Annotated in this window: 24 protein-coding genes; 12 read left to right on the forward strand and 12 right to left on the reverse strand. The window is 65.7% G+C overall.

Annotation, left to right across the window (positions count from 1 at the left end; all coding sequences use genetic code 11):
• Nucleotides 1-52: 52 nt before the first annotated feature.
• The 5 genes from VX037_RS12570 to VX037_RS12590 form a co-directional block, all read right to left on the reverse strand.
• The gene (locus tag VX037_RS12570; protein WP_266061407.1) at nucleotides 53-673 is read right to left on the reverse strand and encodes a TetR/AcrR family transcriptional regulator; all 621 of its coding nucleotides are present in this window, start codon (nucleotides 671-673) and stop codon (nucleotides 53-55) included.
• On the reverse strand, nucleotides 670-1,533 hold the full coding sequence (locus VX037_RS12575; RefSeq protein WP_328714497.1) for an ABC transporter ATP-binding protein: 864 nt from the start codon (nucleotides 1,531-1,533) through the stop codon (nucleotides 670-672). The genes VX037_RS12570 and VX037_RS12575 overlap by 4 nt, the downstream gene beginning before the upstream one ends.
• Nucleotides 1,530-2,354, reverse strand: coding sequence for an ABC transporter ATP-binding protein (locus VX037_RS12580; RefSeq protein WP_328714498.1), 825 nt, complete (start codon nucleotides 2,352-2,354; stop codon nucleotides 1,530-1,532). The genes VX037_RS12575 and VX037_RS12580 overlap by 4 nt, the downstream gene beginning before the upstream one ends.
• On the reverse strand, nucleotides 2,351-3,427 hold the full coding sequence (locus tag VX037_RS12585) for an ABC transporter permease (protein ID WP_328714500.1): 1,077 nt from the start codon (nucleotides 3,425-3,427) through the stop codon (nucleotides 2,351-2,353). Before VX037_RS12585 ends, VX037_RS12580 begins: the two co-directional genes overlap by 4 nt.
• Before the next feature lie 118 nt (nucleotides 3,428-3,545).
• On the reverse strand, nucleotides 3,546-4,280 hold the full coding sequence (locus tag VX037_RS12590) for a glucose 1-dehydrogenase (RefSeq protein ID WP_328714501.1): 735 nt from the start codon (nucleotides 4,278-4,280) through the stop codon (nucleotides 3,546-3,548).
• A gap of 126 nt (nucleotides 4,281-4,406) precedes the next feature.
• Between VX037_RS12590 and VX037_RS12595 the strand changes: the two genes are divergently transcribed.
• Nucleotides 4,407-5,501 (forward strand): NAD(P)H-dependent amine dehydrogenase family protein, encoded by a 1,095-nt coding sequence (locus VX037_RS12595; protein ID WP_328714502.1) that lies wholly within the window; start codon nucleotides 4,407-4,409, stop codon nucleotides 5,499-5,501.
• 4 nt (nucleotides 5,502-5,505) lie between these two features.
• Here VX037_RS12595 and VX037_RS12600 read toward each other — a convergent pair whose 3' ends face one another.
• Genes VX037_RS12600 through VX037_RS12610 form a run of 3 tightly spaced genes read right to left on the reverse strand, consistent with a single transcriptional unit; the run spans nucleotide 5,506 to nucleotide 9,478 of the window.
• Nucleotides 5,506-6,897 (reverse strand): FGGY family carbohydrate kinase, encoded by a 1,392-nt coding sequence (locus VX037_RS12600; protein WP_328714503.1) that lies wholly within the window; start codon nucleotides 6,895-6,897, stop codon nucleotides 5,506-5,508.
• Complete coding sequence (locus VX037_RS12605; RefSeq protein WP_442903663.1) at nucleotides 6,894-8,378, reverse strand: mannitol dehydrogenase family protein; 1,485 nt, start codon at nucleotides 8,376-8,378, stop codon at nucleotides 6,894-6,896. The genes VX037_RS12600 and VX037_RS12605 overlap by 4 nt, the downstream gene beginning before the upstream one ends.
• On the reverse strand, nucleotides 8,375-9,478 hold the full coding sequence (locus tag VX037_RS12610; RefSeq protein WP_328714609.1) for an NAD(P)-dependent alcohol dehydrogenase: 1,104 nt from the start codon (nucleotides 9,476-9,478) through the stop codon (nucleotides 8,375-8,377). The genes VX037_RS12605 and VX037_RS12610 overlap by 4 nt, the downstream gene beginning before the upstream one ends.
• A 123-nt stretch (nucleotides 9,479-9,601) precedes the next feature.
• On the opposite strand from VX037_RS12610, the gene VX037_RS12615 reads away from it, so the two are divergent.
• From VX037_RS12615 to VX037_RS12640, 6 genes are all read left to right on the forward strand, one after another.
• Entirely contained in the window at nucleotides 9,602-10,591 is a 990-nt protein-coding gene (locus VX037_RS12615) for a sugar-binding transcriptional regulator (protein ID WP_328714504.1), read from the forward strand.
• 50 nt (nucleotides 10,592-10,641) lie between these two features.
• Complete coding sequence (locus VX037_RS12620; protein WP_328714505.1) at nucleotides 10,642-11,979, forward strand: ABC transporter substrate-binding protein; 1,338 nt, start codon at nucleotides 10,642-10,644, stop codon at nucleotides 11,977-11,979.
• 3 nt (nucleotides 11,980-11,982) lie between these two features.
• Nucleotides 11,983-12,939 (forward strand): carbohydrate ABC transporter permease, encoded by a 957-nt coding sequence (locus VX037_RS12625; RefSeq protein ID WP_266061421.1) that lies wholly within the window; start codon nucleotides 11,983-11,985, stop codon nucleotides 12,937-12,939.
• Entirely contained in the window at nucleotides 12,939-13,814 is an 876-nt protein-coding gene (locus VX037_RS12630; RefSeq protein WP_328714506.1) for a carbohydrate ABC transporter permease, read from the forward strand. The genes VX037_RS12625 and VX037_RS12630 overlap by 1 nt, the downstream gene beginning before the upstream one ends.
• A 44-nt stretch (nucleotides 13,815-13,858) precedes the next feature.
• The gene (locus tag VX037_RS12635) at nucleotides 13,859-14,962 is read left to right on the forward strand and encodes an ABC transporter ATP-binding protein (RefSeq protein ID WP_328714507.1); all 1,104 of its coding nucleotides are present in this window, start codon (nucleotides 13,859-13,861) and stop codon (nucleotides 14,960-14,962) included.
• A gap of 77 nt (nucleotides 14,963-15,039) precedes the next feature.
• Nucleotides 15,040-16,755 carry an alpha/beta hydrolase gene (locus VX037_RS12640; RefSeq protein WP_442903664.1) on the forward strand — a complete coding sequence of 572 codons (1,716 nt, stop codon included), beginning with the start codon at nucleotides 15,040-15,042 and terminating at the stop codon, nucleotides 16,753-16,755.
• A 3-nt stretch (nucleotides 16,756-16,758) separates the two neighbouring features.
• Here the strand turns inward: VX037_RS12640 and VX037_RS12645 are convergent, their stop codons facing one another.
• Both VX037_RS12645 and VX037_RS12650 read right to left on the reverse strand, forming a co-directional pair.
• Nucleotides 16,759-17,208 (reverse strand): nuclear transport factor 2 family protein, encoded by a 450-nt coding sequence (locus VX037_RS12645; RefSeq protein WP_328714508.1) that lies wholly within the window; start codon nucleotides 17,206-17,208, stop codon nucleotides 16,759-16,761.
• Nucleotides 17,205-19,085: an N-acyl-D-amino-acid deacylase family protein gene (locus VX037_RS12650; protein ID WP_328714509.1), complete on the reverse strand. Its 1,881-nt coding sequence runs from the start codon at nucleotides 19,083-19,085 to the stop codon at nucleotides 17,205-17,207. The genes VX037_RS12645 and VX037_RS12650 overlap by 4 nt, the downstream gene beginning before the upstream one ends.
• 132 nt (nucleotides 19,086-19,217) lie before the next feature.
• On the opposite strand from VX037_RS12650, the gene VX037_RS12655 reads away from it, so the two are divergent.
• Together VX037_RS12655 and VX037_RS12660 are read left to right on the forward strand one after the other, a co-directional pair.
• Nucleotides 19,218-20,159 (forward strand): helix-turn-helix domain-containing protein, encoded by a 942-nt coding sequence (locus tag VX037_RS12655; RefSeq protein ID WP_235724197.1) that lies wholly within the window; start codon nucleotides 19,218-19,220, stop codon nucleotides 20,157-20,159.
• Nucleotides 20,156-20,719 carry a dihydrofolate reductase family protein gene (locus tag VX037_RS12660; RefSeq protein ID WP_328714511.1) on the forward strand — a complete coding sequence of 188 codons (564 nt, stop codon included), beginning with the start codon at nucleotides 20,156-20,158 and terminating at the stop codon, nucleotides 20,717-20,719. Before VX037_RS12655 ends, VX037_RS12660 begins: the two co-directional genes overlap by 4 nt.
• 25 nt (nucleotides 20,720-20,744) lie before the next feature.
• Here VX037_RS12660 and VX037_RS12665 read toward each other — a convergent pair whose 3' ends face one another.
• Nucleotides 20,745-22,745: an HNH endonuclease signature motif containing protein gene (locus VX037_RS12665; protein ID WP_328714513.1), complete on the reverse strand. Its 2,001-nt coding sequence runs from the start codon at nucleotides 22,743-22,745 to the stop codon at nucleotides 20,745-20,747.
• 778 nt (nucleotides 22,746-23,523) lie between these two features.
• On the opposite strand from VX037_RS12665, the gene VX037_RS12670 reads away from it, so the two are divergent.
• A complete protein-coding gene (locus tag VX037_RS12670) occupies nucleotides 23,524-24,354 on the forward strand; it encodes a crotonase/enoyl-CoA hydratase family protein (RefSeq protein WP_328714515.1) in 831 nt (276 codons plus the stop codon).
• Nucleotides 24,355-24,376: 22 nt separating this feature from the next.
• Here VX037_RS12670 and VX037_RS12675 read toward each other — a convergent pair whose 3' ends face one another.
• Nucleotides 24,377-24,856, reverse strand: a complete 480-nt coding sequence (locus VX037_RS12675) for a nitroreductase family deazaflavin-dependent oxidoreductase (protein ID WP_235724201.1) — start codon at nucleotides 24,854-24,856, stop codon at nucleotides 24,377-24,379.
• A 132-nt stretch (nucleotides 24,857-24,988) separates the two neighbouring features.
• Here VX037_RS12675 and VX037_RS12680 point away from each other — a divergent pair, with 132 nt between their 5' ends.
• Nucleotides 24,989-25,429: a hypothetical protein gene (locus tag VX037_RS12680; RefSeq protein ID WP_235724202.1), complete on the forward strand. Its 441-nt coding sequence runs from the start codon at nucleotides 24,989-24,991 to the stop codon at nucleotides 25,427-25,429.
• A 75-nt stretch (nucleotides 25,430-25,504) separates the two neighbouring features.
• Nucleotides 25,505-26,425, forward strand: coding sequence for an N-acetylglucosamine kinase (locus VX037_RS12685; protein ID WP_328714517.1), 921 nt, complete (start codon nucleotides 25,505-25,507; stop codon nucleotides 26,423-26,425).

Raw genomic sequence — 26,425 nt, forward strand, 5'->3', positions numbered from 1 at the left:
CCCCCATTCCCTGTGCCCTCATGTCGTCGCCGGTGTGAACGCGGCCGAGCCGTCACCGGTCGGGCGAGACGCCACCGATGTCGCCGCTGAGATAGTTGTCGATGGTCGGGCCCACCCATCGGCTCAGTTCGGTGGCAGATGCATCGGCGATACCCGGCACCTTCATCACATAGCGGGCAAGGATCAACCCCAACATCTGCGACATCACCATCGCCACCCGCCGATCGCTGTCGTCGGTGGCCACGAACTCACCGAGCGCGGCGGTCGCCACGCCCCGAATGAACTCGCGGAGCCGGTCGGCGATCTGCTCGTGGGTCACCGCGACGCGCAACAACGCCACCGCACGAGCGCGCTGCTGCGGGTCACGTTCCCAGAAATCGATGACGCGGTGCACGAACTCGCGTCCCACCGAAGAGTCGGTGTCGGCGATACCGTCGAACACCGCGGCCACGTTCACCTCGGGGCGCAGGGCTGCCACCAGCAGATCGCTCTTGGTACCGAAATAGTGATGGATGAGAGCCGGATCCACTCCGGCACGCCGTCCGATTGCCCTCATCGTGGTGCGTTCGAAACCGCTCTCGGAAAAAAGTTCGCGAGCGGTGGTGAGAATGCGCTGACGATTGTCCACGGTCGGATCGAGTTTCGGTCGACCGGGGCCACGTGCCGACGTCATCGGGACCGGGCGAGGACCAGCATCCGTTCCTCGATCGTGGCCGCGACCGGTGTGATCTCGGCGTCGACGCCGGCATCGGACAAGGCCGAAGTGATGGTCGCCGGTTCGGTGTCGGGTACTCGAATCGCCGTGCCGTCCAGTATCACCGGGATGTCGGCGGCATTGAGCACGGCAAAGGTGTGAGCCCAGTCGGCCGTGTGTACCGCGACCGCACGTGTGTCACCGATGATGTCGTTCTCGCTTCCCGAGGCGACGAGTCGGCCGCCGGCCATCAGCAGCAGGCGATCACATTGCTGTGCTTCCTCCATGTAGTGGGTGGTGACCAGGACCCCCACCCCGCGGTCGGCTTGTCCACGAATGGTGTCCCACAGTTCGGCCCGCGACAGTGCGTCCACGCCGGATGTCGGTTCGTCGAGGACGAGCACCTCGGGCTCGTGGGCCAAGGCAACCACAAACGCCGCCTGCCGTTGCGCTCCCAGCGCCAGGTCGCCGACCAGGGTGTCGCGGAAGTCGTGCAACGCCACCGGGATCTCGGGGACCGCCGTGTCGTATGCCCCGGCACTGAAGGACAGGTTCTCCGCCACCGTGAGATCGCGATACAGACCCAGGTTCTGTGGGACGTAGCCCATCCGCGCGCGGTGCGCACGATCGGGTGGACCACCGAGGAGTTCCACCGCGCCCTCGGTGGGGGCCAACAACCCCAGCAGCAGCCGGATCAAGGTGGTCTTGCCGGCGCCGTTGGCGCCGAGTAGACCCACCACCTCCCCCGGCCGCACGGCCATCGTCACCGCGTCGACCGCGGTGAAGTCGCCGAACCGACGGGTCGCCGACTGCGCACGGAGTATCTCGTCGCCCGTCATACCGGAGCCTCCTGATGCCGCCGCGTCATCGACAACGCGATGACGATGTCTTCCAGATCCGGCGTGACGACTTCGGCGTCGGAGTCCGGCGGCCCGTCCGGCCAGTACTCACGGCGCTGCCGCCCTCGACGCCACGACCAATCCGGCCGCGTCGGCGTGGTCGTCGCGGTGATCGTGCCCGTGAAGCCGGCACGAACGTCGTCGTACGACCCAGTCGTCAGGGCCCGCCCCCGGTCGAGGACCACCAGTTCACTCGCACGCTCAGCCTCGTCGAGGTATGTCGTCGACATCAGCACGGCGGCACCGTCGGCAGCAGCCTCGGAAATCATTCGCCACAGGTCGATTCGACTCACCGGATCGACCCCGGTACTCGGTTCGTCGAGGACCAGCAATTCGGGGCGGTGCTGCATCGCCATGGCGGCACCGAGTTTGCGTCGCATCCCTCCGGACAGTGCCGACGCCTGCCGATCGGCCGCGATCCGGAGTCCGGCCCGGTCGATGAGGTCCTCGCGACGCTCGGCGAGCGCGTTGCCGGTGAGTCCGTAGATGCCGCCGACGAAGTCGAGATTCTGCCGCACAGTCAGTGCCGCCCAGCTGCCCGGACCTGCGGACAGATATCCGATCTGCTCCTTGGCCGGCGCCTCGACGATCCCGCTGTCCGGTGCTGTCTCACCCATCAGGGTGCGCAGCAGGGTGGTTTTGCCGGCTCCGTCACCGCCGACGAGCGCGACCACCTGACCGGGCTTCACCTCCACGCTGACGTCGGCGAGGGCGGTGGTCGCGCCGAAGGTCACGGTCACCGACCGGGCTGCCGCGCTCATGCGACCTCCGCACCGGTCGAATCGGCCGAGGGCTTGTTTTTCGGCGGCACAGACCTTGACACGTCGGGGGCCAGATCGCGACGGAAACGCAAGGTCGCCGCGGTGAACACGACGATCGCCATCACCGTCAGCACCACCAGGGGAACCCAGAGCGACCCGATCGGCGCGTCGCGCAGCATCACCCCCTGCGAGATCATCGTGAAGTAGGTCAACGGCAGCAGATAACCGATCCAGCGCACGCCCGCCGCCATGGCGTCGAGCGGAAAGATCATGCCGGACAACAGTATCTGCGGCATCAGAAAGAAGAACGCAGTTTGGATGGCCTGGCCGGTCGTCTGCGAGATCGTCGAGATCAACACCCCGAGACCGAGCACGACGAACAGGAATATGCCTGCCCCGAGAGCAAAGACGAACACATTGCCGTTGAACGGCACGTCGAACAGCGCCATGCCCAGCACGGTCACCACGATCATGTCGATCGCGGCGAGGATGAAGTAGGGCACGATCTTGCCCAGGATCACCTGACTCGGCGCGATCGGCATCACCGCCAACTGTTCGAGCGTGCCCGCCTCCCGTTCGCGTACCAACCCGATACTGGTGATGATCGTGCCGATGAAGGTCAGAATGAGGCCGATGATGGCCGGGACCATCACCCACGACGTCTTGAGATCCGGGTTGAACATCACCTCGGTGTTCATCTGCCCGCCGAGTTTGTTCAGGATCGACACCGTCGACTGCGCGGCGAACAAGTTGGAGCCGTCGACATATGCGGTGGGTTGATCTCCCGGGCCCCCGGTGACCACGGCCACGTCGACCTTGTTCTCGCGCAACATGTCCTGCGCCTGTGTCACGCCGTCAGCGGTATCGGTCTCGGTGACGTCGAAGTAGGGCGGTAAGGCGGTGGTGACCTGGTCGGCCGAGGGACCCACCACCGCGGTCTGCACCGACGACACATAGAAGTTGGCCGCGTAGCCGAAGATCACCAGCAACAGCAGCGGCAGTGCGATCAACATCGCCAGCGTGCGACGGTCGCGCCGCAGTTCGCGAAATTCCTTGAGGATCATTGCGCGCATACAGCGAGCGTATGACCTCCCACAGGCGAGGTCAACGCTTGTTGAATAAACTGCCCCGAACTGCGGGAGCAGCCGCCTCGGCCCGGGCGCGACCGAGCCGAGGCGGGGCGGCGACAGATCAGTTGTGCGGGACGTCGGCGGTGAGCCCGCCGTCCATCACGAACTCGGATCCGGTTGCATACGAGGACTCGTCGCTGGCGAGGAACACTACGAACGTCGCCACCTCGCTGGACTCGGCAGGCCGCCCCAGCGGGGTTTTCACGATGTCCTCGGGCAGCCCCTCCGTCATCGGCGTGCGGATCATGCCCGGATGGATCGAGTTGACCCTGATGTTGTGTGGGGCCAGTTCCAGCGCAGCCGATTTCGCGAGTCCGCGCACACCCCACTTGGTGGCGACATAGCCGTGCGCCCACGGACTGCCGCGCAAACCCTCGACAGACGACACGTTGATGATCGAACCACCTCCGGCCGCGATCATCGGTTCCACCGCCGCCTGCATACCAAGGAAGGTTCCGGTCAGGTTGACGTCGAGGATCTGCTGCCATTTGTCGAGGCGAAACTTCTGCAACGCGGCACCGTTCACGATTCCCGCGTTGTTCACCAGGACGTTGAGCTTGCCGAAGTCGCCGGTCGCCGTCGCCACGGCCGCCGACCAATCGTCGGGGGAAGTGACATCGAGATGCACATAGCGAACCGCATCCCCGAGTTCGTCGGCCAACGCCTTCCCCTCGTCGTCGAGGATGTCGCCGATCACCACCTTCGCACCTTCGTCGACGAGCATGCGCGCGTGTGCCGCACCCATGCCCCGCGACCCACCGCTAATCAAGGCAACTTTGTCTTCAACACGTCCCATGGCGAGAGAGACTACCTGGTCAACAGGCAAATGAGAACAGGTTCTACCCAACTGCCCACGCCTCGTGTTCTACTGTTGGACAGTAGTCCGGACAATTGTTCACCTGACCAGGGCAAGGAGAGTTCGATGACGATTCGAGTGGGTCATGTCGGAACCGGGAACGTCGGCCGGCTCGCATTGCGACAGCTGATCGATGACGCGCGATTCGAGCTCGTGGGCCTGTGTGTGTCGGCCGCGGAGAAGGTGGGCCGGGATGCCGCCGAGCTGGCCGGGTCGGAGCTCGCTCCGACCGGAGTGATCGCCACCGACGATCTCGACGCGGTGATCGAAGCCCAACCCGACTGCGTGGTCTATTGCGCCATGGGTGACACCCGGCCGATCGAGGCCTTCGACGACTGCCTTCGAATCCTCGCGGCCGGCATCGATGTGGTCGGTTCGGCCCCCAACACGCTCCAGTTCCCGTGGGCAGTGATGCCCGACAAGGCGATTGCGAAGCTCGAGACAACCGCCAACCGAAACGAGGCGAGCATCTTCGTCACCGGTGTCGACCCAGGCTTCGCCAACGACCTGATCCCGTTCGCACTGGCCGGCACCTGTCAACAGATCGAGCAGATCCGGTGTATGGAGATCGCCGACTACGCAACCTATGACGGCGCCACCGTGATGTTCGACGTGATGGGTTTCGGCAAACCGATGTCCGAGACACCCATGCTCTTCCTACCTGGCATCCTCGCACTGGCCTGGGGCACCACCATTCGGCAGCTGGCCGCCGGGTTGGGCATCACCGTGGACGACATCGTCGAGAAGTATGAGGACGAGGCCGCGCCCGAGGCGTTCGACATCGCGTCCGGGCACATCGAACAGGGCACGCGCGCTGCGGTGCGGTTCGAGATTGTCGGCATGGTGCAGGGACGCCCTGCCATCGTGGTGGAGCATGTGACCCGGCTACGCGAGGACCTGGGCGCCCAGTGGGCCCGACCCGCGCAACCCGGCGGGTGCTACCGCGTCGAGATCGCCGGCGAACCGTCCTATCGAGTCGACATCTGTCCCACCAGCGCGCACGGGGATCACAACCACGCCGCCATCGTCGCCGCGGCCGGTCGTATCGTCAACGCGATTCCTGCGGTGGTCGACGGTCCGTCGGGTATCCGGACCACAATCGATCTACCGCTGATCACCGGAGCGGGTACGTTTCTCGGCGCGGATCCGCTGAACGCATGAGAGCTCAGCCACCCACGACCAGGTCGGTCGCCGCCCGGTAGCGATGATAGGTTGCCGGGTCCGCGTGCGGCACTTCGCGTCGTTCGGTGGGCACCGGCCAGCGAGGCAGGACTCCGGCCAGCGCCCAGGCGGCTTGGCGGGCGGCGCCTCGTGCCACATACTCCCCCGGTTCCGGCAGATGCACAGCACGGCCGAACAATCCCGGCGCGATCTCGCGAACTGCCGCCGACCGGGCGCCACCCCCGACCATCACGATCCGGTCGACGTCGACGCCCTGTCGACTGATGAGGTCTAGGCAATAAACCAGCGAGCAGAGCAGTCCCTCGACGGATGCGCGCGCCACATTCGCCGGCGTCCAGTTGTCGGCGGTGATGCCCGCCAGCGAACCCGTCGCGTCTGGCAGGTTGGGGGTCCGCTCGCCCGCGAGGTAAGGGACCATGGTGAGGCCGCCGGCGCCGGGTTCGGCCGACAGCGCGAGCGCGCCGAAGTCATCGAGTCCCACGCCCAGCATTCGAGCGGCGGCCCCCAGCACCGGTGCGCCGTTGAGGGTGCACACGAGCGGCAGCTGCCGTCCGCTGGCATCGGCGAATCCGGCGACGAGCCCGGACGCATCGCGCGGTGGCGTCTCGGTGACCGCACTCACCACGGCCGACGTACCCAAAGAGACGATGCAGTCCCCCGCCGATGCCATCAACCCCAGTGCGGCAGCGGCATTGTCGCCGGCACCGGCGCCGATCACGCAGCCCTGCGCGGTGACCCCGGCAGTCTCTGCGGGCCCCAGCACCCTGGGTAGCATCGGCCGGCGACCACCGAAAGCGACGTCGAACACCTCGTCGCAGTAGTCGCCCGTGGCCGCCGAGTAGTAGCCGGTTCCGGATGCATCGCTGCGGTCGGTGCGCAGCGCCGCGAGATCCGTGCCGCCGAGCAGGCGCCACGTGAGCCAGTCATGCGGCAGGCAGACCGCAGCCGTCGCGTCGGCCACGTCCGGTTCGTTGTCGGCGACCCAGCGCAGTTTGCTGGCGGTGATCGAGGCCACCGGCACCACCCCGACGCGGTCCGCCCAGTGCACGCCGCCGCCGAACTCGTCGATCAGCGTTCTCGCGCTCGACGCGGATCGGTTGTCGTTCCACAGCAGTGCGTCACGCAGCACTGCACCGTCACGGTCGAGGCAGATCAGCCCGTGCTGTTGCCCCGCGACGGACAGGGCCGATACATCGTCGATCCCGCCGGCTGTGACGATGGCATCCTGCAGGGCCTTCCACCAGGACTCGGGATCGACCTCGGTTCCCGACGGGTGCGCCGCCGCACCCGTCCGCACCACGCGTCCACTGTCTGCGTCGCAGATCACGACCTTGCACGACTGCGTGGAGGAATCGACGCCCGCCACCAGCGTCATGCGAGCAGTCCCGCCAGGGTGTCGCGGGCGCCGTCGCGGCGCAGCGACTCCAGGGCAGCCAGATACGGTTTGGTGAACCGTTCCTCCCCGGCGAGATCGCCGAACAGCGAACGGTCGGACACGAATGCCAACGGTTCGGTACGTGATCGTCGGGCCGCCCGGATGAGCTGCGCCGCCAGCGGATCGACGACGCGGATCTCGTCGCCGTGCTCGTCCACAGCTTCGGCGTAGCGCGTCCACGATGCGACCACGGCTGCCGCCAGCGGTACGTCGCCGCCAGCGGCGAGCCGGTCCCGGATCACCGGCACCAGCCATTTCGGAATGCGGTCTGACGAGTCCTGACACAGCCGCGCGATGGTGTCGGCGATGGACGGGTTGCCGAACCGGGCGATCAGAGTCTCGGTGTAACTGTCGAGGTCGACGCCGGGAACCGGTGCCAGAGTGGGCCGCCCCTCCTGAGACATGTAGCGCCGCAACAGTTCCGTGATGAGCGGATCGGCGGTCGCCTCGTGCACATAGCGGTACCCCATGAGATATCCGAAGTAGCACAGGGCCTGATGTCCCGCGTTGAGCAACCGCAGTTTCATCAGTTCATACGGGGTGACGTCGTCCACGATCTGCACCCCGACCGTCTCGAGCGCGGGGCGACCCATCGAGAACGCGTCCTCGAGCACCCACTGGGTGAACGGCTCGGCGACGACCGGCCAGCGATCGTCGATGCCGGTACGTGCGAGCACCTCAGCCCGCAATTCGGGCGGTGTCGCGGGAGTGATCCGGTCGACCATGGAGTTCGGAAAGCGGGTGTGCTCGGTGATCCAGTCGGCCAACTGAGGATCCTTCGCCCGGGCGTAGGCGAGGAAGGTCGCCCGCGCCACGTGTCCGTTACCCGCGATGTTGTCGCACGACATCACCGTGAACGATTCGAGGCCTCGGTCACGTCGACGTCGCAGTGCCTCGGTGACGAGCCCGAACACGGTGCGCGGCACCGCATCGTCGGACAGGTCGGCGACGATGTCGGGGTTGGTGAGGTCGAATTCGCCGGTGGACGGCGAGAAGTTGTATCCGCCCTCGGTGACGGTGAGCGAGACGATTCGGGTCTCGCCAGCGGCCAGCCGCTCGATGACTCGCTCGCGATCGTCGGGGGCGAACAGGTAGTCGACGACGGCGCCGAGGACGGAGGTTTCCACCTGTCCGTCAGGATGCTTGAGGGTCAATGTGTACAGACCGTCCTGCGGCACCAGCGCATCGCGCATCGCGGCGTCGGCCGGGCGTACCCCTACGCCGCAGATTCCCCAATCGGCCGCGTTCGTGGGGTCTTTCGCGAGCAGGCGGTCGAGGTACATGGCCTGATGTGCTCGGTGAAAGCCGCCGACGCCGAAATGCACGATTCCGCATCGTTTCGGCCGACAGTCGTGATCAGGGGTCGGCACCGTGTCGATGGTCGCGAGGACTTCCTGGCTCAGCTGATGCGTCTTGGTCACTGCTGCACTTCCTTGTCGACGTGGGTGGCTGGGTTCACGAACGGTCGCCATGCGGAGCTGTCCCGGGATGTCGATCCGAACCGCACCGACTCGGGGACGCCGCCCGGGTAGACGATCGCCTTGATCGAGCCCGGGGTCCGGTCGGCGTCCAGCGCGGCACGTACCTCATCGAGGTCGAAGCGACCGGTGACCATCGCATCGAGGTCGACGCGACCCGAACCGATCAGCGACAGTGCCGTCGGCCAGGTGTTGGCGTACCGGAAGACCCCGGTGAGGACGATCTCGCGGTTCTGGATGACGCTGGTCGGCAGTGTCATGTCGTCGGCGCCCATGCCGACGAGCACCGCGCGTCCGGCAGGCCGTAGCGACCAGACACCGGCGACAACCGCGGCCGCGACGCCGCTGGCATCGACGAATGCGTCGACGTCGCCGCCCGGCAGTGCGCCGGCCCCCGGTTCCACAACGTCGGTGGCCCCGAAATTCACGGCCATGTCGCGTCGCAGCGAGTCGGGTTCACTGATCACAATCCGCCCGACACCGGACGCCCGCGCGACCTGCGCGCAGAGCAGACCTATCGGCCCGGCACCCGCGATGAGCACCGAATCCCCCATGCCCACCTCGGCTTTCCGGATGGCGGCGATCGCCACCGACAACGGCTCGCACAACGCGGCCGCCTCGTCGCTGACCTCGGCGGGCACCTCATGCGCGAAGGTCTCGCCGATGGTCACATACTCACACAACGCCCCATCGACGGGCGGCGTGGCGAAGAACCGCATGTGCGGGCACAGGTTGTAGCGTCCGCGCCGCGATTCCCGACTCGCCATGTCAGGACGTTGCGGCTCGATCGACACCCGCTGCCCCAACCTGGTTCGGGACACGGTATCGCCGACGTCGACGATCACACCGCCCGCCTCGTGTCCCAGGATGATCGGCTCGGTGACGATGTGGTCGCCGATCCGCCCGTGGCGCAGATAGTGGGAATCCGATCCGCACACACCGACCGCACCGATGCGGACGAGGACCTCGGCCGATCCGGGTTTCGGCACAGGTCGGTGTTCGACGGTCATCCGGCCACCGGGGTGCAGCAGACTCGCGCGCATCGTCGCGGTACTCCGTGGATCACTGTCGGCATCGACTGTTGCGTAGCTCACATTCGCAATGTTAGCGTATTGAGCATATCCCCGGCTAGTGAGCAAATGCTCACGCGACATGTGAGGCGTCAGATGACGAGTCCCCCGCGGACCACCCCGGACACCGGACACGACCTGCGCTTGCTTGTGCGAGCGGCGACCATGTATCACCTCGAAGGCCTCACTCAGGCCGAGATCGCCAAGCGTCTCGGCGTGTCGCGCCCTACCGCCGGCCGGCTGGTCGCTCGAGCGCGCGCCCAAGGCCTGGTCCAGGTGACGGTGAGCGCGCCGAGTCATCTGAGTTCGTCCATCCACACCGATGTGGAACGCAGCGTCGAGCAGACTTTCGGTCTCGACGAGGTGCTCATCATCGATGACACCGCCGACGGCAGCGCCTCGGCCAACGCCGCCCTCGGCCGTGCGGGTGCCTCGGTGCTGATGCGGCGAATCCAACCGACGGATGTGCTCGGTTTCACGTGGGGCCCTGAACAAGTGGCCGTGGCCGACGCGATGGCGGCCACCTCATCGTGCCGGCAGGTGGTCCAGATGGACGGTTCGATGACCTCGGTCGACTACCACACCGGCGTCGACCACGCTCTCGCCCGTCTGTCGGATCGACTGCACGCGCGGCCGATGCGCCTGGTGGCACCGCTGTATGCCGATCCCGAGACCGTCACCGCCCTGGAGCGGGACTCGATTCTGTCACAGGCACTCTCGGCGGCCCGATCGGCAAACGTCATGCTCTACGGCGTCGGGTCGGTGTCGACGTCGACCACCTTGTTCGAAGGCGCGTTCATCGATGCGATCGTGCTCGACGAGCTCGACGAACTCGGTGCCGTCGGCGAGATCGGTGGGCGGTTCTACGACGAGCACGGCCGACCCGTCCGGTCCACCCTGGTCGACCGAACGGTCTCGGTTCCCCTTGACAGCGTCCGGGCCTGCCCCACAACCATTCTCGTCTCCGGTGGAGAGCACCGCCGGAACTCCATCCTCGGCGCCCTCCGCGGCGGGTACTCGACGATTCTCGTCACCGATCTCCCCACCGCCGAGTGGCTCGTCGCGCAACAGGAAGGTGAACTCTGATGCTGCCAGGACCGAGATCCGGTCGCCGCCGCACACACGGTTCGCGTCGAATGCGAATCGGTTTCGCTTCGATCGCCACAGCTGCCACCCTCGTGCTGGCCGGCTGTTCCGGCGCGGGATCACTCACCGGCGGCGGCGGTGACGCGGTCACCGTCGCCATGGTCTCCAACTCACAGATGCAGGACGCGGTCGCGCTGTCCGGTCAGTTCGAGAAAGAGAACCCCGGCATCAAGCTGAAGTTCGTCACGCTGTCGGAGAACGAGGCCCGCGCCAAGATCACCGCGTCGGTGGCGACCGGTGGCGGGGAGTTCGACGTGGTGATGATCAGCAACTACGAAACACCCATGTGGGCCGAGAACGGCTGGCTGGTGAACTTGACGCCCTATATGGACGCCGACCCGGACTACGACGCCGACGACTTCATCCCCACTCTGAAGTCCGCACTGTCCTATGAGGGTTCGATGTACTCGGCACCGTTCTACGGCGAGTCGTCGTTTCTGATGTACAACAAGCGGATGTTCGCCGACGCCGGCGTCACCTTGCCGGCGAACCCGACCTGGCCGCAGGTGGCCGAGGCCGCCGCGCGACTCGACACCGGTGACGTATCCGGCATCTGCTTGCGTGGCAAACCGGGCTGGGGTGAGCTCCTGGCGCCGTTGAACACCGTGATCAACGCCTTCGGCGGTCGCTGGTATGACGAGAACTGGAATGCCCAGCTCACCAGCCCGGAGGTAGAGGCGGCCGTCAAATTCTACGTCGACACGGTGCGCAACCATGGTGAGCCGGGAGCGGCCTCCTCCGGATTCCAGGAGTGCGGCAATCTGCTCTCCCAAGGTCAGGTCGCGATGTGGTACGACGCGACCTCGGCGGTGTCGGTCCTCGAGAGCCCGGACACCTCGACCATCGCCGGCGACGTGGGATATCTGCCCGCTCCGCGGATGGCCAAGTCCGACAACGGATGGCTCTACACATGGTCGCTGGGCATCCCAACCAGCAGCACGAAACAAGACGAGGCCTGGAAGTTCATCGACTGGATGACCAACCGCGACTACATCGAGTATGTGTCGGACACGTTGGGAGCCACTCATATTCCACCCGGCAGCCGCATGTCGACCTACGAGTTGCCCGCCTACCAGGAGATCTCGGCTCCTTTCGCCGATGCGACCTTGTCGGCGATGACGACGGCCGACCAACAGGATCCGACGCTGCAGCCGGTGCCCTACACCGGTATCCAGTTCCTCGCGATCCCCGAGTTCCAGGATCTCGGAACCCGTGTCAGCCAGCAGATCTCGGCCGCGATCGCCGGTCAGATCAGTGTCGAACAGGCGCTCGAGCAGAGCCAGGAATACGCCGAGACGGTGGGCAAGACCTACCAGAAGGAGAGGTGAGCCGTGGCCACCACACTCGCCGCGCCGGGCGCGCAACCACAACCGCGCCCCGCGGCACCGAGTTCGAAACGCGACCGCATCTCCCGCGCCGAGGGCTGGCGCAGGCGCGGACCGCTGCTACCCGCGTTGATCTTCATGATCGTCGTGACGCAGGTGCCCTTCGTGTTCACGCTGTTCTATTCCACCCAGTCCTGGAATCTCGTGCGGCCGGGTTCGCGCAGTTTTGTCGGGATAGACAACTACCTGGCGGTCTTCACCGACACCCAGTTCTGGCGGGTCACGCTCAACACGATCCTGCTGATCGCCGGCACCGTGATCGCCTCGGTGATCCTGGGGCTGATCTTCGCCTTGCTGCTCGATCGAAAGTTCCTGGGCCGCGGCATCGTTCGCACCCTGCTGATCACTCCGTTCCTGGTGACCCCGGTGGCCGCCGCACTTCTGTGGAAGACCAGCCTGCTGTCCCCCACCAACGGTTTGGTGAATTGGCTGCTGAGCCCGTTCGGGGTGCAGACCGACTGGCTCAGCACCTATCCGCTGATGAGCGTGATCGCCGAGTTGGTGTGGCAGTGGACACCGTTCATGATGCTGCTGATCCTCGCCGGCTTGCAGTCGATGCCCCACGACATCCAGGAGGCGGCCCGCGTCGACGGCGCCACCAGCTTCCGGTTGTTCCGTGAACTCACGCTGCCGCATCTGCGCCGGTTCATCGAGCTCGGCGCGGTGCTGGGGGCCATCTATCTGGTCAACACCTTCGACGCGGTGTACATGATGACCTCCGGCGGGCCGGGCGTGTCCAGTGCGAACCTGCCGTTCTACATCTATCAGCGAGCCTTCCTCGGCTTCGACATCGGGCAGGCCGCCGCCATGGGCGTGGTCACCGTGATCGGCACCATCGTGGTCGCCTCGCTGGCTCTGCGTCTGATCTTCAAGACGTTCACCGGAAACGAGGAGGCGGCCTGATGTCCACCACGATGCCCACCCACCGGTCCTCGGCCACCGTCGATGGTGTCGAGATCACCCGCAAACGCGACACCCGCGGCGCACTGCTGACCGTGGTGACCTGGATCCTGGCACTCGGCTTCTTCTTCCCGGTGCTGTGGATGGTGCTCACCGCGTTCAAGAAAGAGAGCGAAGCCGCGACCGACCCACCGACGTTCATCTTCACCCCGACGCTGGAGCAATTCCGCGAGGTGTTCGACGCGGGAATCGGCACACCGCTGCTGAACTCGCTGTTCGCCACCATCGTCTCGACCATCCTGGTACTGCTGCTCGGCGTGCCGGCCGCCTTCGCGCTGTCGCTGCGTCCGGTCCGCAAGACCCAGGACGCGTTGTTCTTCTTCATCAGCACCAAGATGTTGCCGATCGTGGCCGCGATCATCCCTCTCTACGTCATCGTCGGACGCATCGGCATGCTCGACAACATCTGGACGCTGGTGATCCTCTATACCGCCATGAACCTGCCCATCGCAGTGTGGATGATGCGCTCGTTCTTCCTCGAAGTACCCGGAGAACTGCTGGAGGCCGCCAGCATCGACGGCGCCAGTCTCTGGACCTCGGTGCGCGAAGTGATCCTGCCGCTGGTGTCACCCGGCATCGCGGCCACCGCACTGATCTGCGTGATCTTCTCCTGGAACGAATTCTTTTTCGCCGTCAACATGACCGCCGTCAACGCCCAGACGATGCCGGTGTTCCTCACCGGCTTCATGTCGGGGCAAGGCCTGTACTGGGCGCAACTGTCCGCCGCGTCGGTGCTGGCCGCGCTGCCGGTGGTGATCTGCGGCTGGATCGCCCAGAACAAACTCGTCCGCGGGCTCTCCTTCGGCGCGATCAAGTAGCCCCCTCCCTGCCCTCGACCGACTCTCAACAGGAGATTTTCGACATGGCTTCCATCACCTACGACCAGGCCTGCTGCGTCTACCCGGGCGCCGACAAACTCGCCGTCGACCGCCTCGACCTCGACATCGAAGACGGCGAGTTCGTCGTCCTCGTCGGACCGTCCGGCTCCGGTAAGTCCACCGCTCTGCGGATGCTCGCCGGCCTCGAGGAGATCGACTCGGGCGCTATCCGTATCGGCGGCGACAACATGGTCGGCGTGGCGCCCAAGGACCGCGACATCGCCATGGTCTTCCAGAACTACGCGCTGTACCCCAACAAGACCGTCGGCGAGAACATGGGCTTCGCACTCAAGATGCGCGGGGTTCCTGCCGAGGAGCGTAAGGCCAAGGTCGCCGAGGCGGCCCGGCTGCTCGACCTGACAGATTTCCTGGACCGCAAGCCTGCCAAGCTCTCCGGTGGCCAACGCCAACGCGTCGCCATGGGCCGCGCCATCGTCCGCGAACCGCAGGTGTTCTGCATGGATGAGCCGCTGTCCAATCTCGACGCCAAACTCCGGGTGCAGACCCGCACCCAGATCGCTGCGCTGCAACGCCGATTGGGCACCACCACCGTGTATGTCACCCACGACCAGGTCGAGGCCATGACCATGGGCGATCGCGTCGCCGTCCTGCGCCACGGCGTGCTGCAACAGTTCTCCACACCCGCCGATCTCTACGACCGCCCGGTCAATGCCTTCGTCGCCGGATTCATCGGCTCGCCTGCCATGAACCTGTTCACCGCGCCCGTCAACGACGGCGCCGTCACCATCGCCGGCTCCACGGTCGATCTCGACGACGAATCGCAGGCGCTGCTGCGCGGCTCCGGGCTCGGCAAGGTGATCGTCGGCATCCGGCCCGAGCACCTGGCGATCGGCGACGCCGGCATCGACGCCGACGTCGCCCTGCTCGAGGAACTCGGCAGCGAAAGTTACATCTACGCACGTGTCGACGACCCCTCCATCGCCAATCTGGACGGCGAGCCGGTGACGTTGGTCGCGCGGTCGTCGGAGCGCGCGCCGGCCAAGGCGGGTGACGCCGTGCGGTTACACCAGGTCGACCGTGCGGTGCATCTCTTCGACCCCGACACCGGCGACCGCATTGCGGGGTGACCGCCCGGGCTGAGATACGGGCATGCCGAGGCCTCCGCTGATACTGTCATCGCGCCGACAACAGCGGAGGAGCACCGGTGACTGCGGAGAACCCCACATCGACCGAGCACGAGCGGCCGGCCGGTGACGACATCGACGCGCCGAGTCCGGCGCCGGTCGCCCCCTGGTGGCGGCGCCACCTCGGGCGCTATCGGTATGTGCCGGTCACCGTCGCCCTGGTGTTCGTCTGGTTCTCGATGACGCCCTCACTGCTGCCCCGAGGGGCCTTCTTCCAGGGCGTGGTGAGCGGTGCATCCGCTGCCGTCGGCTATTGCCTGGGAGTGTTCGCCAGTTGGTTCGTGCGCTACATGATCTCGCGCGACGAACCGTGGCGTCCGCCGTCGCGGCGATCGTGGATCGTGCTCGGTGTCGTCGCGGTGGTCGGTACGGTGCTGATGCTGGTGTGGTTCTCCCAGTGGCAGGACGACATTCGCGACCTGATGGGTGTGCAACGGCTGAGTTGGGGGTCGTATCCACTCATCGCGATCATGGGTGTGGTCGTCTTCCTCATCCTGGTCAGCCTGGGACGACTGTTTGCGTATGCCGTGCGTTGGTGTGTGCGGCACCTCAACCGTGTTGCGCCACCGCGGGTGTCAGCAGCAGTGGGCGCCGTGGTGGTGGTCTTGTTGGCGATCTTCATCCTCAACGGTGTCGTCGCGAAGTACTCGATGCAATGGCTGAATGCGAGTTTTGCCGCGGCCAATGAGGAAACGAAGGCCGAGACGTCGCCGCCCACATCGCCACTGCGATCCGGAGGGCCGGGCTCGTTGGTCACCTGGGACTCGCTGGGGCGTGAGGGACGCGTGTTCGTCGCGAAGGGCCCTGACGTGGGAGCGTTGTCGGTGTTCAACGGCGCGCCGGCACAGGAACCGATCCGGGTGTACGCCGGGCTGGAGTCGGCCGACAGTCTACGCGAGGAGGCAGAGCTGGCGGCCGACGAGCTCGTGCGCACCGGCGGCCTCGACCGGGCCGTCGTCGCCGTGGCATCCAGCACCGGCAGCGGCTGGGTCAACAAGGCCACGGTTGATTCGCTGGAGTACATGTACAACGGCGATACCGCGACGGTCAGCATGCAGTACTCCTACCTGCCGAGCTGGCTGTCGTTCCTGGTGGACAAGGAGCGGGCCCGCCAGGCGGGACGCGCACTTTTCGAGGCGGTGTCCGAACGCGTGCGTGCTCTGCCTGAGCAGGATCAGCCGAAACTGGTGGTCTTCGGCGAGAGTCTCGGCTCGTTCGCCGGTGAGTCCGCATTCGGCACCATTCCGGCGTTGGCTGCGCGAACCGATGGTGCGTTGTTCAGCGGTCCGACCTTCAACAACACCCTGTGGCGTGACACCACGAACAACCGGGACGAGGGTTCCCCGCAGGTGCTGCCGGTCTATGACGACGGCACCCAGGTGCGGTTCATCGCCGACGAGACCGACCTCCCCGAATCCGGTTCTCCGACATCGCACATCGTGTACGTGCAGCACGCCAGCGACCCCATCACCTGGTGGAATCCCAATCTGATCCTGAATGAACCGGACTGGCTCGATGAGCCGCGCGGGCGCGATGTGCTGTCGTCGACTCGGTGGATTCCGTTCGTGACCTTCCTGCAGGTGTCCGCCGACATGGCGGTCGCCGTGAATGTGCCAGACGGTCATGGTCACGACTACATGTCCGCGCTCCCCTACGCGTGGGCTGACATTCTGCAACCGCCGGGCTGGACCGACGCGAAGACGGCGGCGTTGTTGCCGCGCCTCAACCGCGACTGATCCTCACATCTGTCCGGTGGCGTCGTAGACCCAGCTGGTGTCGGCAGCCATCAGATCATCCATCCAGGTCGGCGGGGCGCTGTTGATCAGAGTCGTCGAATCCCAGTAGTCCTTCCACAGGGTGATCTGGCCATCGCGCACCCGGTGCACGGTGACGAACGGCAGTTCGGCGACCTCGCCGGTGTGCCATGTCCACGTCTCGGAGTGCTCATAGATGACGTCGTCGCCGTTGGCGACGAGCAACCCGTCGTGGTTGCGATAGCTCGACAACGGTTCGAATCCCACTTTGATGCGTTTGATGATGTCGACGGGACCGCGGGCGGCGAGGGCGGGACCGAACGGAACATCGAGGTAGATACAGTCGTCGGCGAGGAACGGGGGCACCGCGCCCCAGTCTCGTTCTGACAGCGCCCGCCACAGGCCGAGGACCGTGTCGGCCGGAGCCGGGTTCACTCGGCGGCCCCGGTCTCGGCCAGTGCCGGTCGCCGGGACGGCCGCACATCGAGGTCCGAGGGTGCCGCCGGCACCGGGTCGCCGCGCCGTCCGGCACGCAGGAACTGCCCGGTTCGGGCCCGCCCCACCAGTTCGGTCGGTGTGCCGCGTTCCATCACCCGGCGTCCGCTCACGAACACCGCGACCACCGTGTCGTCGTTGCGGTTGACCATCCGCGACATGCCACCGAACGCGGGAACGGCTGCTTCGGCGTAGCTCTCGAGCGAATCGTCGAGATGGTCGGGATCCACGATCATCAGGTCGGCCCGGTCACCCGGTCGGAGGTGACCGGCGTCGATGCCGTACCAGTCGGCGAGCTCACCGGTCATGCGGTGTACGGCCGTGGCGACGTCCATGAAGGGTTCACCGCGTCGTTCGGCGGTGTAAACGTGTTTGAGCAGTCGCAGTCCGAAGTTGTAGAAGGCCATGTTTCGGAGGTGGGCTCCGGCGTCGGAGAACCCGAGCTGGATGCCGGGTTCGCGGGCCATCTGCTGGAGCACGTCCGGTCGGTGGTTGGAGATGGTGGTGCGCCAACGGATGTCGGTGCCGTGTTCGAGGACGAGGTCGAGAAAGGCGTCGACCGGGTGCAGACCACCGCGATCGAGGCCGACCTGCCCGAATGACTTCCCGATCACCGATTCGTCCGGGCAGGAGACGATCTCGGCGTCGAAGAAGTCGCGATGCCAGACGCGCGTTCCGAACCTGGACTCGTAGTCCTTGCGGAATCGGCGTCGATAATCCTCGTCGCGCAGCAGTTCGTCGCGTTCGAGTTCCGCCTTGAGGTGCAGCGCGGCCGCACCAGACCCGAATTCCTCGAAGATGACGAGGTCGATGCCGTCCGCATACACCTCGAAGGGCACCGGAAGGTGCTGCCAGCGGAAGTCACCGCCGAGTCGGTTGACCAGTCCCGCAAGCGGTCCCATGATCTTGATGGCATAGGGGTTGGCCTTGATGTCGGCGGCCGAGAGCAGACTTGTCTTGAGCTTGCGCCGCCCTATGCCCAGCGACGTGAACGCCTGCGATCCCACGTCGGCCGGGTTGCTGATGTCCGGCCCGGCCTGCAGGATCCGTCCGGTCTTGCGGAGTAATGCCTTGAGTCGTCGCAGTTCGCGCGGCTTGGCATACGTCGACGGGAGGGTGCGCGAGCGGCACGTGTCGCCGTCGAGTTTGTCGAAGAGCAGTTGCTGGGAGGACATGCCCACGAACCCCGCGTCCAACGCGTCGATCAGCCAGCGCTCCATCTGTGCTTGCTCCGAGTCGGTGGGGCGCACTGTATTGCGAGTGGCGCGGTCGAGGCCCATGGCGGCGGTCCGCATGTCGGAGTGCCCGATGAACGCGGCGACGTTCGGGCCGAGGGGGCGACTTTCGAGCGCCTCGACGTAGTCCGACGGATTGGACCACGTCTTGTGCGTATCGATGGTGTCGATGACGTGGTGGCGTGGGATCGCCTCGACCCGACCGAACAAGTCTCCCGCCTCGGTCCCGTTGACATGGACGGTCGAGAGCGAGCACGAGCCCACCAGCACCGTGGTCACCCCATGCCGCAGGGACTCGGCGAGCTCCGGCTGCGCGAGCACCTCGATGTCGTAGTGGGTGTGGATGTCGATCATCCCTGGCAGTACCCACTTGCCCGTCGCATCGATCACTTCTGTGCACCCGGTCTCGTCGATGCGGTCGGCCGAGACCACGGCGACAACGCCGTTGCGGATGCCGATGGATCTGACGGCCGGCGGAGTGCCACTGCCGTCGAACCAGAGCCCGTCACGAATGATTGTGTCGTAGGTCACTCGATCATTAGAGACATGCCTTCGGATGGGTGTCAACGAGTTGGTAGACATTTTTCGATTTCTGTACACCTGACCCACCGGCCGTCACCCCGCAGGACCGCGGTCGGGTCGCAACAGACCAACAGTCGCAACAGAGCAAGAATGGTCGGGCGTCGGGGCACGCGACCGGCGGATACTGAGTGCATGGTTGAGGAGACGGGGCGTGATCGTATCCGCGAGTTACTCGATGCGGTGCTGAGTGAGGACCACCGCAGCCTCGACGACATGGCCGCCGGCGCACACTCCTCGGCGTTTCACTTCAGTCGACAGTTGACCCGTCATGTCGGCGAGTCGCCGGTGGCCATGCGGCGTCGGGTGATGCTCGAGCGAGCCGCATGGCAGCTCCAGCGTGATTCGTCGGTGACTGATGCGGCGTTTGCTGCGGGTTACGAGTCGGTGGACGGATTCGCCCGCGCGTTCGCGCGGGCGTTCGGCCATGCGCCGAGCCGTCTCGGTTCCCGTGACGTACGCGGCCACTGGTTGCCGTCACCGAACGGCATCCACTTCCATTCGCCGACCGTGTTGTACATCGACAGCGACAACGCGACTGAAGAATCTGCAGGTGACGTTCTCGCCATGATGACACGCCACGACCTCGAGGACATCGAGGCGCTGCTCGAGATCGTCAAAGGAATCGACGAATCCGATTACTGTGCGCCTCGATTGCCCGGCCACCAAGTGCTGCAGTGGAGTGGTCCAGAGGAATCGATCGCACAGGTCATGACGCAGCTCGTCGCGGGCAAGGCCCCATGGCTGGCCAGCATCGACGGTGAGGACACACCCGACCTCGACATTGCGATGGACGTGACGGTGTTGACGGAACTACACCAGGAGATAGCTCCACGTTGGCTGGCCCTGACCCGTGACATCGATCGCCGCTCGGCGTGGTCGGATCGCATCGTCGACGCGATCTGCGATCCGCCGGAGTCGTTTCTGCTGTCGCAGATCTGGGCGCACGTCCTGACCTTTTCTGCTCATCGGCGACAACTGGTCCGTTGGATGCTTGCCGACGCCGGCATCGACACGACGGGCGCCGATCCCGACCCCATCATGTGGCACCGACACCGATCTGGAGGCACGCTATGAGTTCACATCCCATATTCCGCTACTACACGGCGAGCACGCTCGATGGATATCTGGCCGACCCGGACGATTCGTTGGACTGGTTGCTCACCCAACCCATCGACGAGGGCGGCGCGATGAACTACACCGAGTTCATCGCTGACATCGGCGCCATGATCATGGGTTGGACCACATATCGCTGGCTACTCGAGAATGAGGTCAGCGATGGAAAGCCGTGGCCATACGACATTCCGTGCTTCGTGTTCACCCACCGCGAGATCACGCCGATCGCCGATACCATCTCCGTTGTCACCGGCGATCCCGGGAGCAAGCGAGACGCTCTGGTGGCGGCCGCCGGAGGCAAGGACATCTGGATCGTCGGTGGTGGCGATCTGGCAGCACAGTTCGCTGACGCGAGAATGCTCGACGAGATCGTGGTGTCGTTCGCGCCGGTCACGCTCGGCGAGGGTCGCCCACTATTCCCCCGACGATATGACCTGGAACTTGTTGACACGGCGCGAAACCGGGCATTCGTGTGCGCACGCTATGCGGTGGTGGGTCCGCGGCCGCGGGTGGCATCCTGACGGCGACGGCTGCGCCCGCCGCCGATCACCTGGGGTAGGTGACGATGATCTGGCCGGTGCGGGCGTTGCGCCAGGTGATGGTGCGGTCGGTGTGCATGGTCGGTATCCACGGCCCGTCGTGTTTGCGGTCGTGGTCGGGTCGGCATAGGGGTGCGAGGTTGAACCCCACAGTCCAGCCACCGGCCAACGGGTCGGTATGACAGAACTTGTGTAGGTGGTCGAGTTCGCATTCCTCGGATGGTCTGCCGCAGTAGGGGTAGCGGCAGCGCCGGTCGAGTTGAATGATCTCCGCCCGCAACGCGGCTGACGGCCTGTAGGTCAGCGCCCCCGGTGGTGGGGTGGCGAAACCGCCGTGGCCGGTGGGGTCGATCGGTGGGGCTGGTGTGCGGTTGCCGAAGATGATCAGTCCGCTGGCGGTGCGGGTTTCGCTGGGGCGGGCGGTGATGGTGGTGGCGTGTGGTGCGATTCGTGCGGCGTGGGCGGGGTCGATGGCGCCGTAGCCCATCAGGCGGGTGGGGTCGAGGCCGGTGGGGTCGTGGAGCAGGGTCAGGCCGGGGACGATGAGGTCGGAGTCGGAGTCGGAGTCGCTGTCGGTTTCGGCGGAGTCGTCGGCCGGTTCCGCGTCGGCGGCGTCGGTGTCGTGTTCGGCGGGTGGTGCGGTGATGGACTCTCGTCGCGGTTTCGGGGAGGGCGCGGCATCCTGAGTGGTGTCAACGGCATTGGTTCCGGTGCCGGATTGGCTACTCTCGCCGTTGTTGTCGATGTTCGAGTCGCTGTCGCTGTCGACGGCAGTGTCTTCGTCGATGTCGGCGAGGGTGATCGGCTGTTCTTCTGCCGCGTCAGGCCCACCGGTCGCGGGTTCGTCGGCGGTTTGGCCCGATGCGCTGGCGTCGTGAGCCGTGCTGGTGTCGACCGACGAGTCGCGCTCACTGTCGGTGACCGAACTCGGGGTGGCATCCGTGGCCTGCCCCCGGTTGCTGGTACGAGTCTGGCGGGCGGGGCAGGTGTCGTCGCCACAGTGGCAGCGCAATTTCGCGCCGGGGGCTTTGATGATCTCGGCGAACGCGGCCACGCGTTGGGCTTTGATGCTGCGCCCATCACGGCGGCAGACCCGTCGTCCGATGAGGGCGCTGATGCGGTCACGCAGGTGCACGCCGTGTTCAGCGGGGATGCAGGCATCGACGGTCATGTGCCCGAACGCTTCGTTACCGATCGTCACATCCCCGAACAGATCGGTGATGTCATCGCGGGTCTGGGCCGCCCGATCAGGATCAAGACTGATGATGATCGCGTCGAGATCATCGCGCAGTACAGTGTCGGTGGTGGGTCGGCTGGCCAGATCGAGCACCACATCATCGAAATCCCACGGCTCATCATCGGGATCGTCGGTGGCGGGGTCGGTCTCGGCCGCAGCGTTATCAGTGTCGTCGGTGCCCTCACCGTCTGTGCCCTCACCGTCTGTGCCGGCGTCGTCGGAGCCGGCGTCGTCGGCGCCGGGATCGAGGTCGGCCTCGGGGTCGTCGAGGTCGAGGGCGAGTTCCTCCTCGACATCCTTGCTGTCGGCGTCGGTATCGGGTTCGTCAGTGTGGGCGTTGTCGGCGAGGTCTGCCAGTCGCTCCCGCAGGTCGCCGGTGGGGCCCGTGGCGGCGCCGCGGATGGCCACACCCAGCCGGTGGGGCCTCAAATCACCGGCACGGAAGGCATCACGAATCTTGGGGTGCTCGTCGAGTAGTTCATCGAGACCGACCCATTCACCGGCTGTGCGTCTAGAAATACCCAACTGCAGCGAGATTTCGCCTTTCGCGGCCTTGTCCGCGGCATTGCGGACCCGGTTCGGAACGAAATCGTTGTACCCGGCCAGACGATCGTTGTAAGTGGATTGCCCGATCTGACGGGCAATCTGCATCGCGATTGCTTGAGCTTGATTACTCAACCGCAACAAATCGCGACCATGCTGCGCCAACTCATCGAGACTGCTCGAGGCCAGCAGAGCGTCGTCGGCAGCACGGTCGGTGAACGTGAACACGAAACACTCCTTTCCAGCGAAGACGGCCTCTGAGGTCGGGATGGATTGGTGGGAAATCGAACTGCCATCAGACTATCGGGCGGGTCCGACAACTTTGGTGCGCTGCAAGTGGGGTGTGGATGGATCTTTCGGTGAGGTGTTGAGTTCAGGATAGCGGTGGGGTCCGACAACTTTTTCGTGCGTGAGTGTCGTTGCGTGGGTGGACCCTTCGTGACGATTCCTCGCAAGCTCGATCGCTCCTCAGGGATCGGTAAGTGATTTCCGGACTCCTCCCTTTTCGGCGGGAAACGTTGGTGGGGAATCGAACTGCTATCAGACTATCGGTCAGGTCTGACAACTTTGGTGTGCTGCGGGAGGGGTGTGGATGGACTTGATCGGTGAGGTGTTGGGTACAGGATAGCGGCGGGGTGTGACACCTTGTCCTGCGTGAGAGTGGTTGCGTGGGAGCACCCTTCGTGACGCGACCTCGTAATCTCGGACGCTCCTCAGGGAACAGGGGCTGCAGCCTCACCGAGGTCCGTCGCCCTCGCGCGTCATGCCATTGCGGCTCTCCATCACCTGATTCTCAGGGCGTGGGCGTTTCGCATATTCCGCACCCCACCCCATCCCCGCAGCAGTGTGCTTCGCGCTTTCGCTCAGCTGCTCATCTGAGATCGACCGAGAAGTCCTCGAGGATCGGGCGTACGACCGAATTCCGCCGGCAGGCGCTCGCCGACTGCGCGCAGCGATCCCATGACACCCGGCATAGCCGCAGGTGCGGCCCGGTAGCCTTCTCAGAATGAGCGATCAACAACAGTGGAAAGCGTTCGAGGTGTCGGTTTCCGACCACGTCGCCGAGGTCGTACTCACCGGGCCAGGCAAGGGCAATGCGATGGGACCGGATTTCTGGCGTGAGTTGCCGGAGATCTTTGCGCAGCTCGACCGTGACGACGACGTCCGTGCGGTCGTCCTAGCCGGCTCCGGAGCGCATTTCTCCTACGGGCTGGATCTCGCCGCCATGGGTGGTGACCTCGGCCCCGTACTCGCCGAGGGTGCGAAAGCGCGGCCGCGCACCGAGTTTCACGACAACCTGCGACGACTGCAGGCGGCGATCAGCGCAGTCGCCGACTGTCGCAAGCCGGTCATCGCGGCAGTCGCGGGCTGGTGCATCGGCGGCGGAGTCGATCTGATCAGTGCTGTCGACATGCGGTACGCGAGCGCCGACGCCAAGTTCAGCGTCCGCGAGGTTCGGGTGGCCATGGTTGCTGACGTCGGTAGCTTCGCCCGCCTGCCGGCGATCATCGGTGACGGCCACCTTCGTGAGCTCGCACTGACCGGTAAGGATGTCGACGCGGCCCACGCCGCACGCATCGGCCTGGTCAACGAAGTACTCCCGGACCGCGACGCCGCCCTTGACACCGCCCGGGCGACCGCTGCCGAGATCGCCGCCAATCCCCCGCTCGTCGTCAACGGCATCAAGGCGGTGCTGGACCACAGCCGTCGCGCCGGCGTCGAGGACAGTCTGCGTTACGTCGCCGCATGGAACTCCGCGTTCCTCCCCAGTGAGGATCTGTCCGAGGCGGTCACCGCAGTTTTCGAGAAGCGCCGCCCCGACTTCCGCGGCGCCTGAACTGTGCCGGTGCTGGAGCCGGTCAGTTGGCTGCGACCGGCTCCAGCCGGAACACCGGTATCCGACGTTGCGTGCGCTGGACGTAGAGGTCGAAGTTGGGCCACACGTTCACCAATGTCCGCCAGGCGCGCACCCGTTCGTCACCGTCGAGTTCACGTGGCCGCATCGCGGAGACGGTACCGTGATGCCCCACCTCCACGGTGTCGGCCGAACGCACATTGAATACCCATTGGGGCATGTCAGGTCCGCCGAAGTACGAGCCGGCGATCAACCACGCACCCGCTCCGTCCGGTACCGCGAGCAGTCGGGTCGACCGAACAATCCCGCTTTTACGGCCCGCTACGCGCAGCGTGATGTTGGGCAGTCCGGCCACATCCAGCAGGGTCACCCGCTGCCCCGTCAGCTTTTGCAGCGCGCTGTCCACCACCACGATCTGCGGTAGATAGCGCGGCATCCAGCTGATCGAACCGATTTTCACCGCCAACGGCGTGAGCACACCCATACGCCCAGTCTGCCAGGTCGAGCCGACCATCCTCGGCCATCCGAGGGCACGAGTCAACCGAGCCATGAACAGCGTCGGCAACCTGTGGACAACGAACCACGGCTGCGTTCGGAAGACAGCGATGATCTGATCATGACAACGGATGACAGCACGATCCCCGCCATCGAGACCGCTCATGACCCGATCGTCGGTGCCGACGACATGCGCCAACGCTGGCGCGCTCTGATGGGGCCGCTCGGATTCGGAAGCGCGCGACTATGGTTCGCCTTCGTCGGACCCGACCGACGTCTGTTGAAGGTTCTCAATTGGCTGCCCCTGCCACCGACACCTGAACCGGTAGAGGTGGATCCGCTCCTATTCACCCTCGGCGAGGCAATCGAGGCGCTCGAGGCCGAGTCGGTCGCGTTCCTGATCTCCCGCCCGGGTCGTGACGGTGTCTCCGATGACGATCTCGCCTGGGCGCGCCAGCTGATCGCCGCCGCCCGACGGCACGACGTGCCCGTGCAGCCGGTGCATCGCGCCAACGACGCGGATCTCGTCGCGCTGACCATCGCCGAGGACGCCGCAGCCTGAGCACCTGCGCCGATGAGTCGTTTCGCGTAGTACGTTGAGGCCCGAGGATCAGTTTCGGCGCTGATGGGAGGACCGATGAGCGGCCGGCAACGGATGGCGATCGACGGCGGCCAGACGGGCACCCGCATCCGAGTGTTCGGAGATGGCACGAGCGAACACAACGCCGGTCCGATCTACACCGATCGTCCTGTGGTTCCACAGATCGCCGAGGTGGCGCGGGATGTCATCTCCGCGACCGGTGCCGACGTCGGTGCGGTGGCGGCGGGCGTATCGGGACTCACCCCGCAGGCCACCCGTCCGGACGAATTGCTGGCCGCCCTCGCCGGAGTCGGCCCCGACACGGTCGCGCTGGCGCATGACTCGGTCTCGGCCTACCTGGCCGCCAACCGTTTCGAGAAGGGCGCGGTGATCGCCGCGGGCACCGGCGTGGTCACGCTAGGTGTCGGTGACGGTGGGGTCGCACGCGTCGACGGCTGGGGGCATCTGGTCGGCGACGCGGGCAGCGGCTACTGGATCGGACGCGCCGGGCTCGACGCCGCCTTGCGCGCCTACGACGGGCGCGGCGCACCGACGCCACTGGAACAGTCGGCGCACGCCACGTTCGGTCCACTGCCCGAGTTGTACATGGCGCTGCAGGCGGATCCCGAGCGGGTCGCCCACATCGCGGGATTCGCCCGAGAGGTGTCGGCCGCCGCACGCACCGACGACACCGTCGCCGTCGACATCCTCCAGCGCGCCGCGGCTGAACTCGCCGACTCCGTCCGAGCCGCCCTGCGGCGCAGCGATCCCCGGACCGGGCAGTCATCCCGGGTGAGCTGGATGGGCAATGTCCTGACCAACAACGACCTGGTCCGTACACGATTCATCGAGCTGATCGGCACCACCACACCCGACGTCACCATCGCAGCGCCCTACGGCGACACGCTCGACGGTGTCGCGCTGCTACTGGAGCCGCCAGAACACCATCCTCTCGTCACGCACATCCACCGTGCGTGA

Source organism: Gordonia sp. Z-3, assembly GCF_036233855.1.
Taxonomy (GTDB): Bacteria; Actinomycetota; Actinomycetes; order Mycobacteriales; family Mycobacteriaceae; genus Gordonia; species Gordonia tangerina.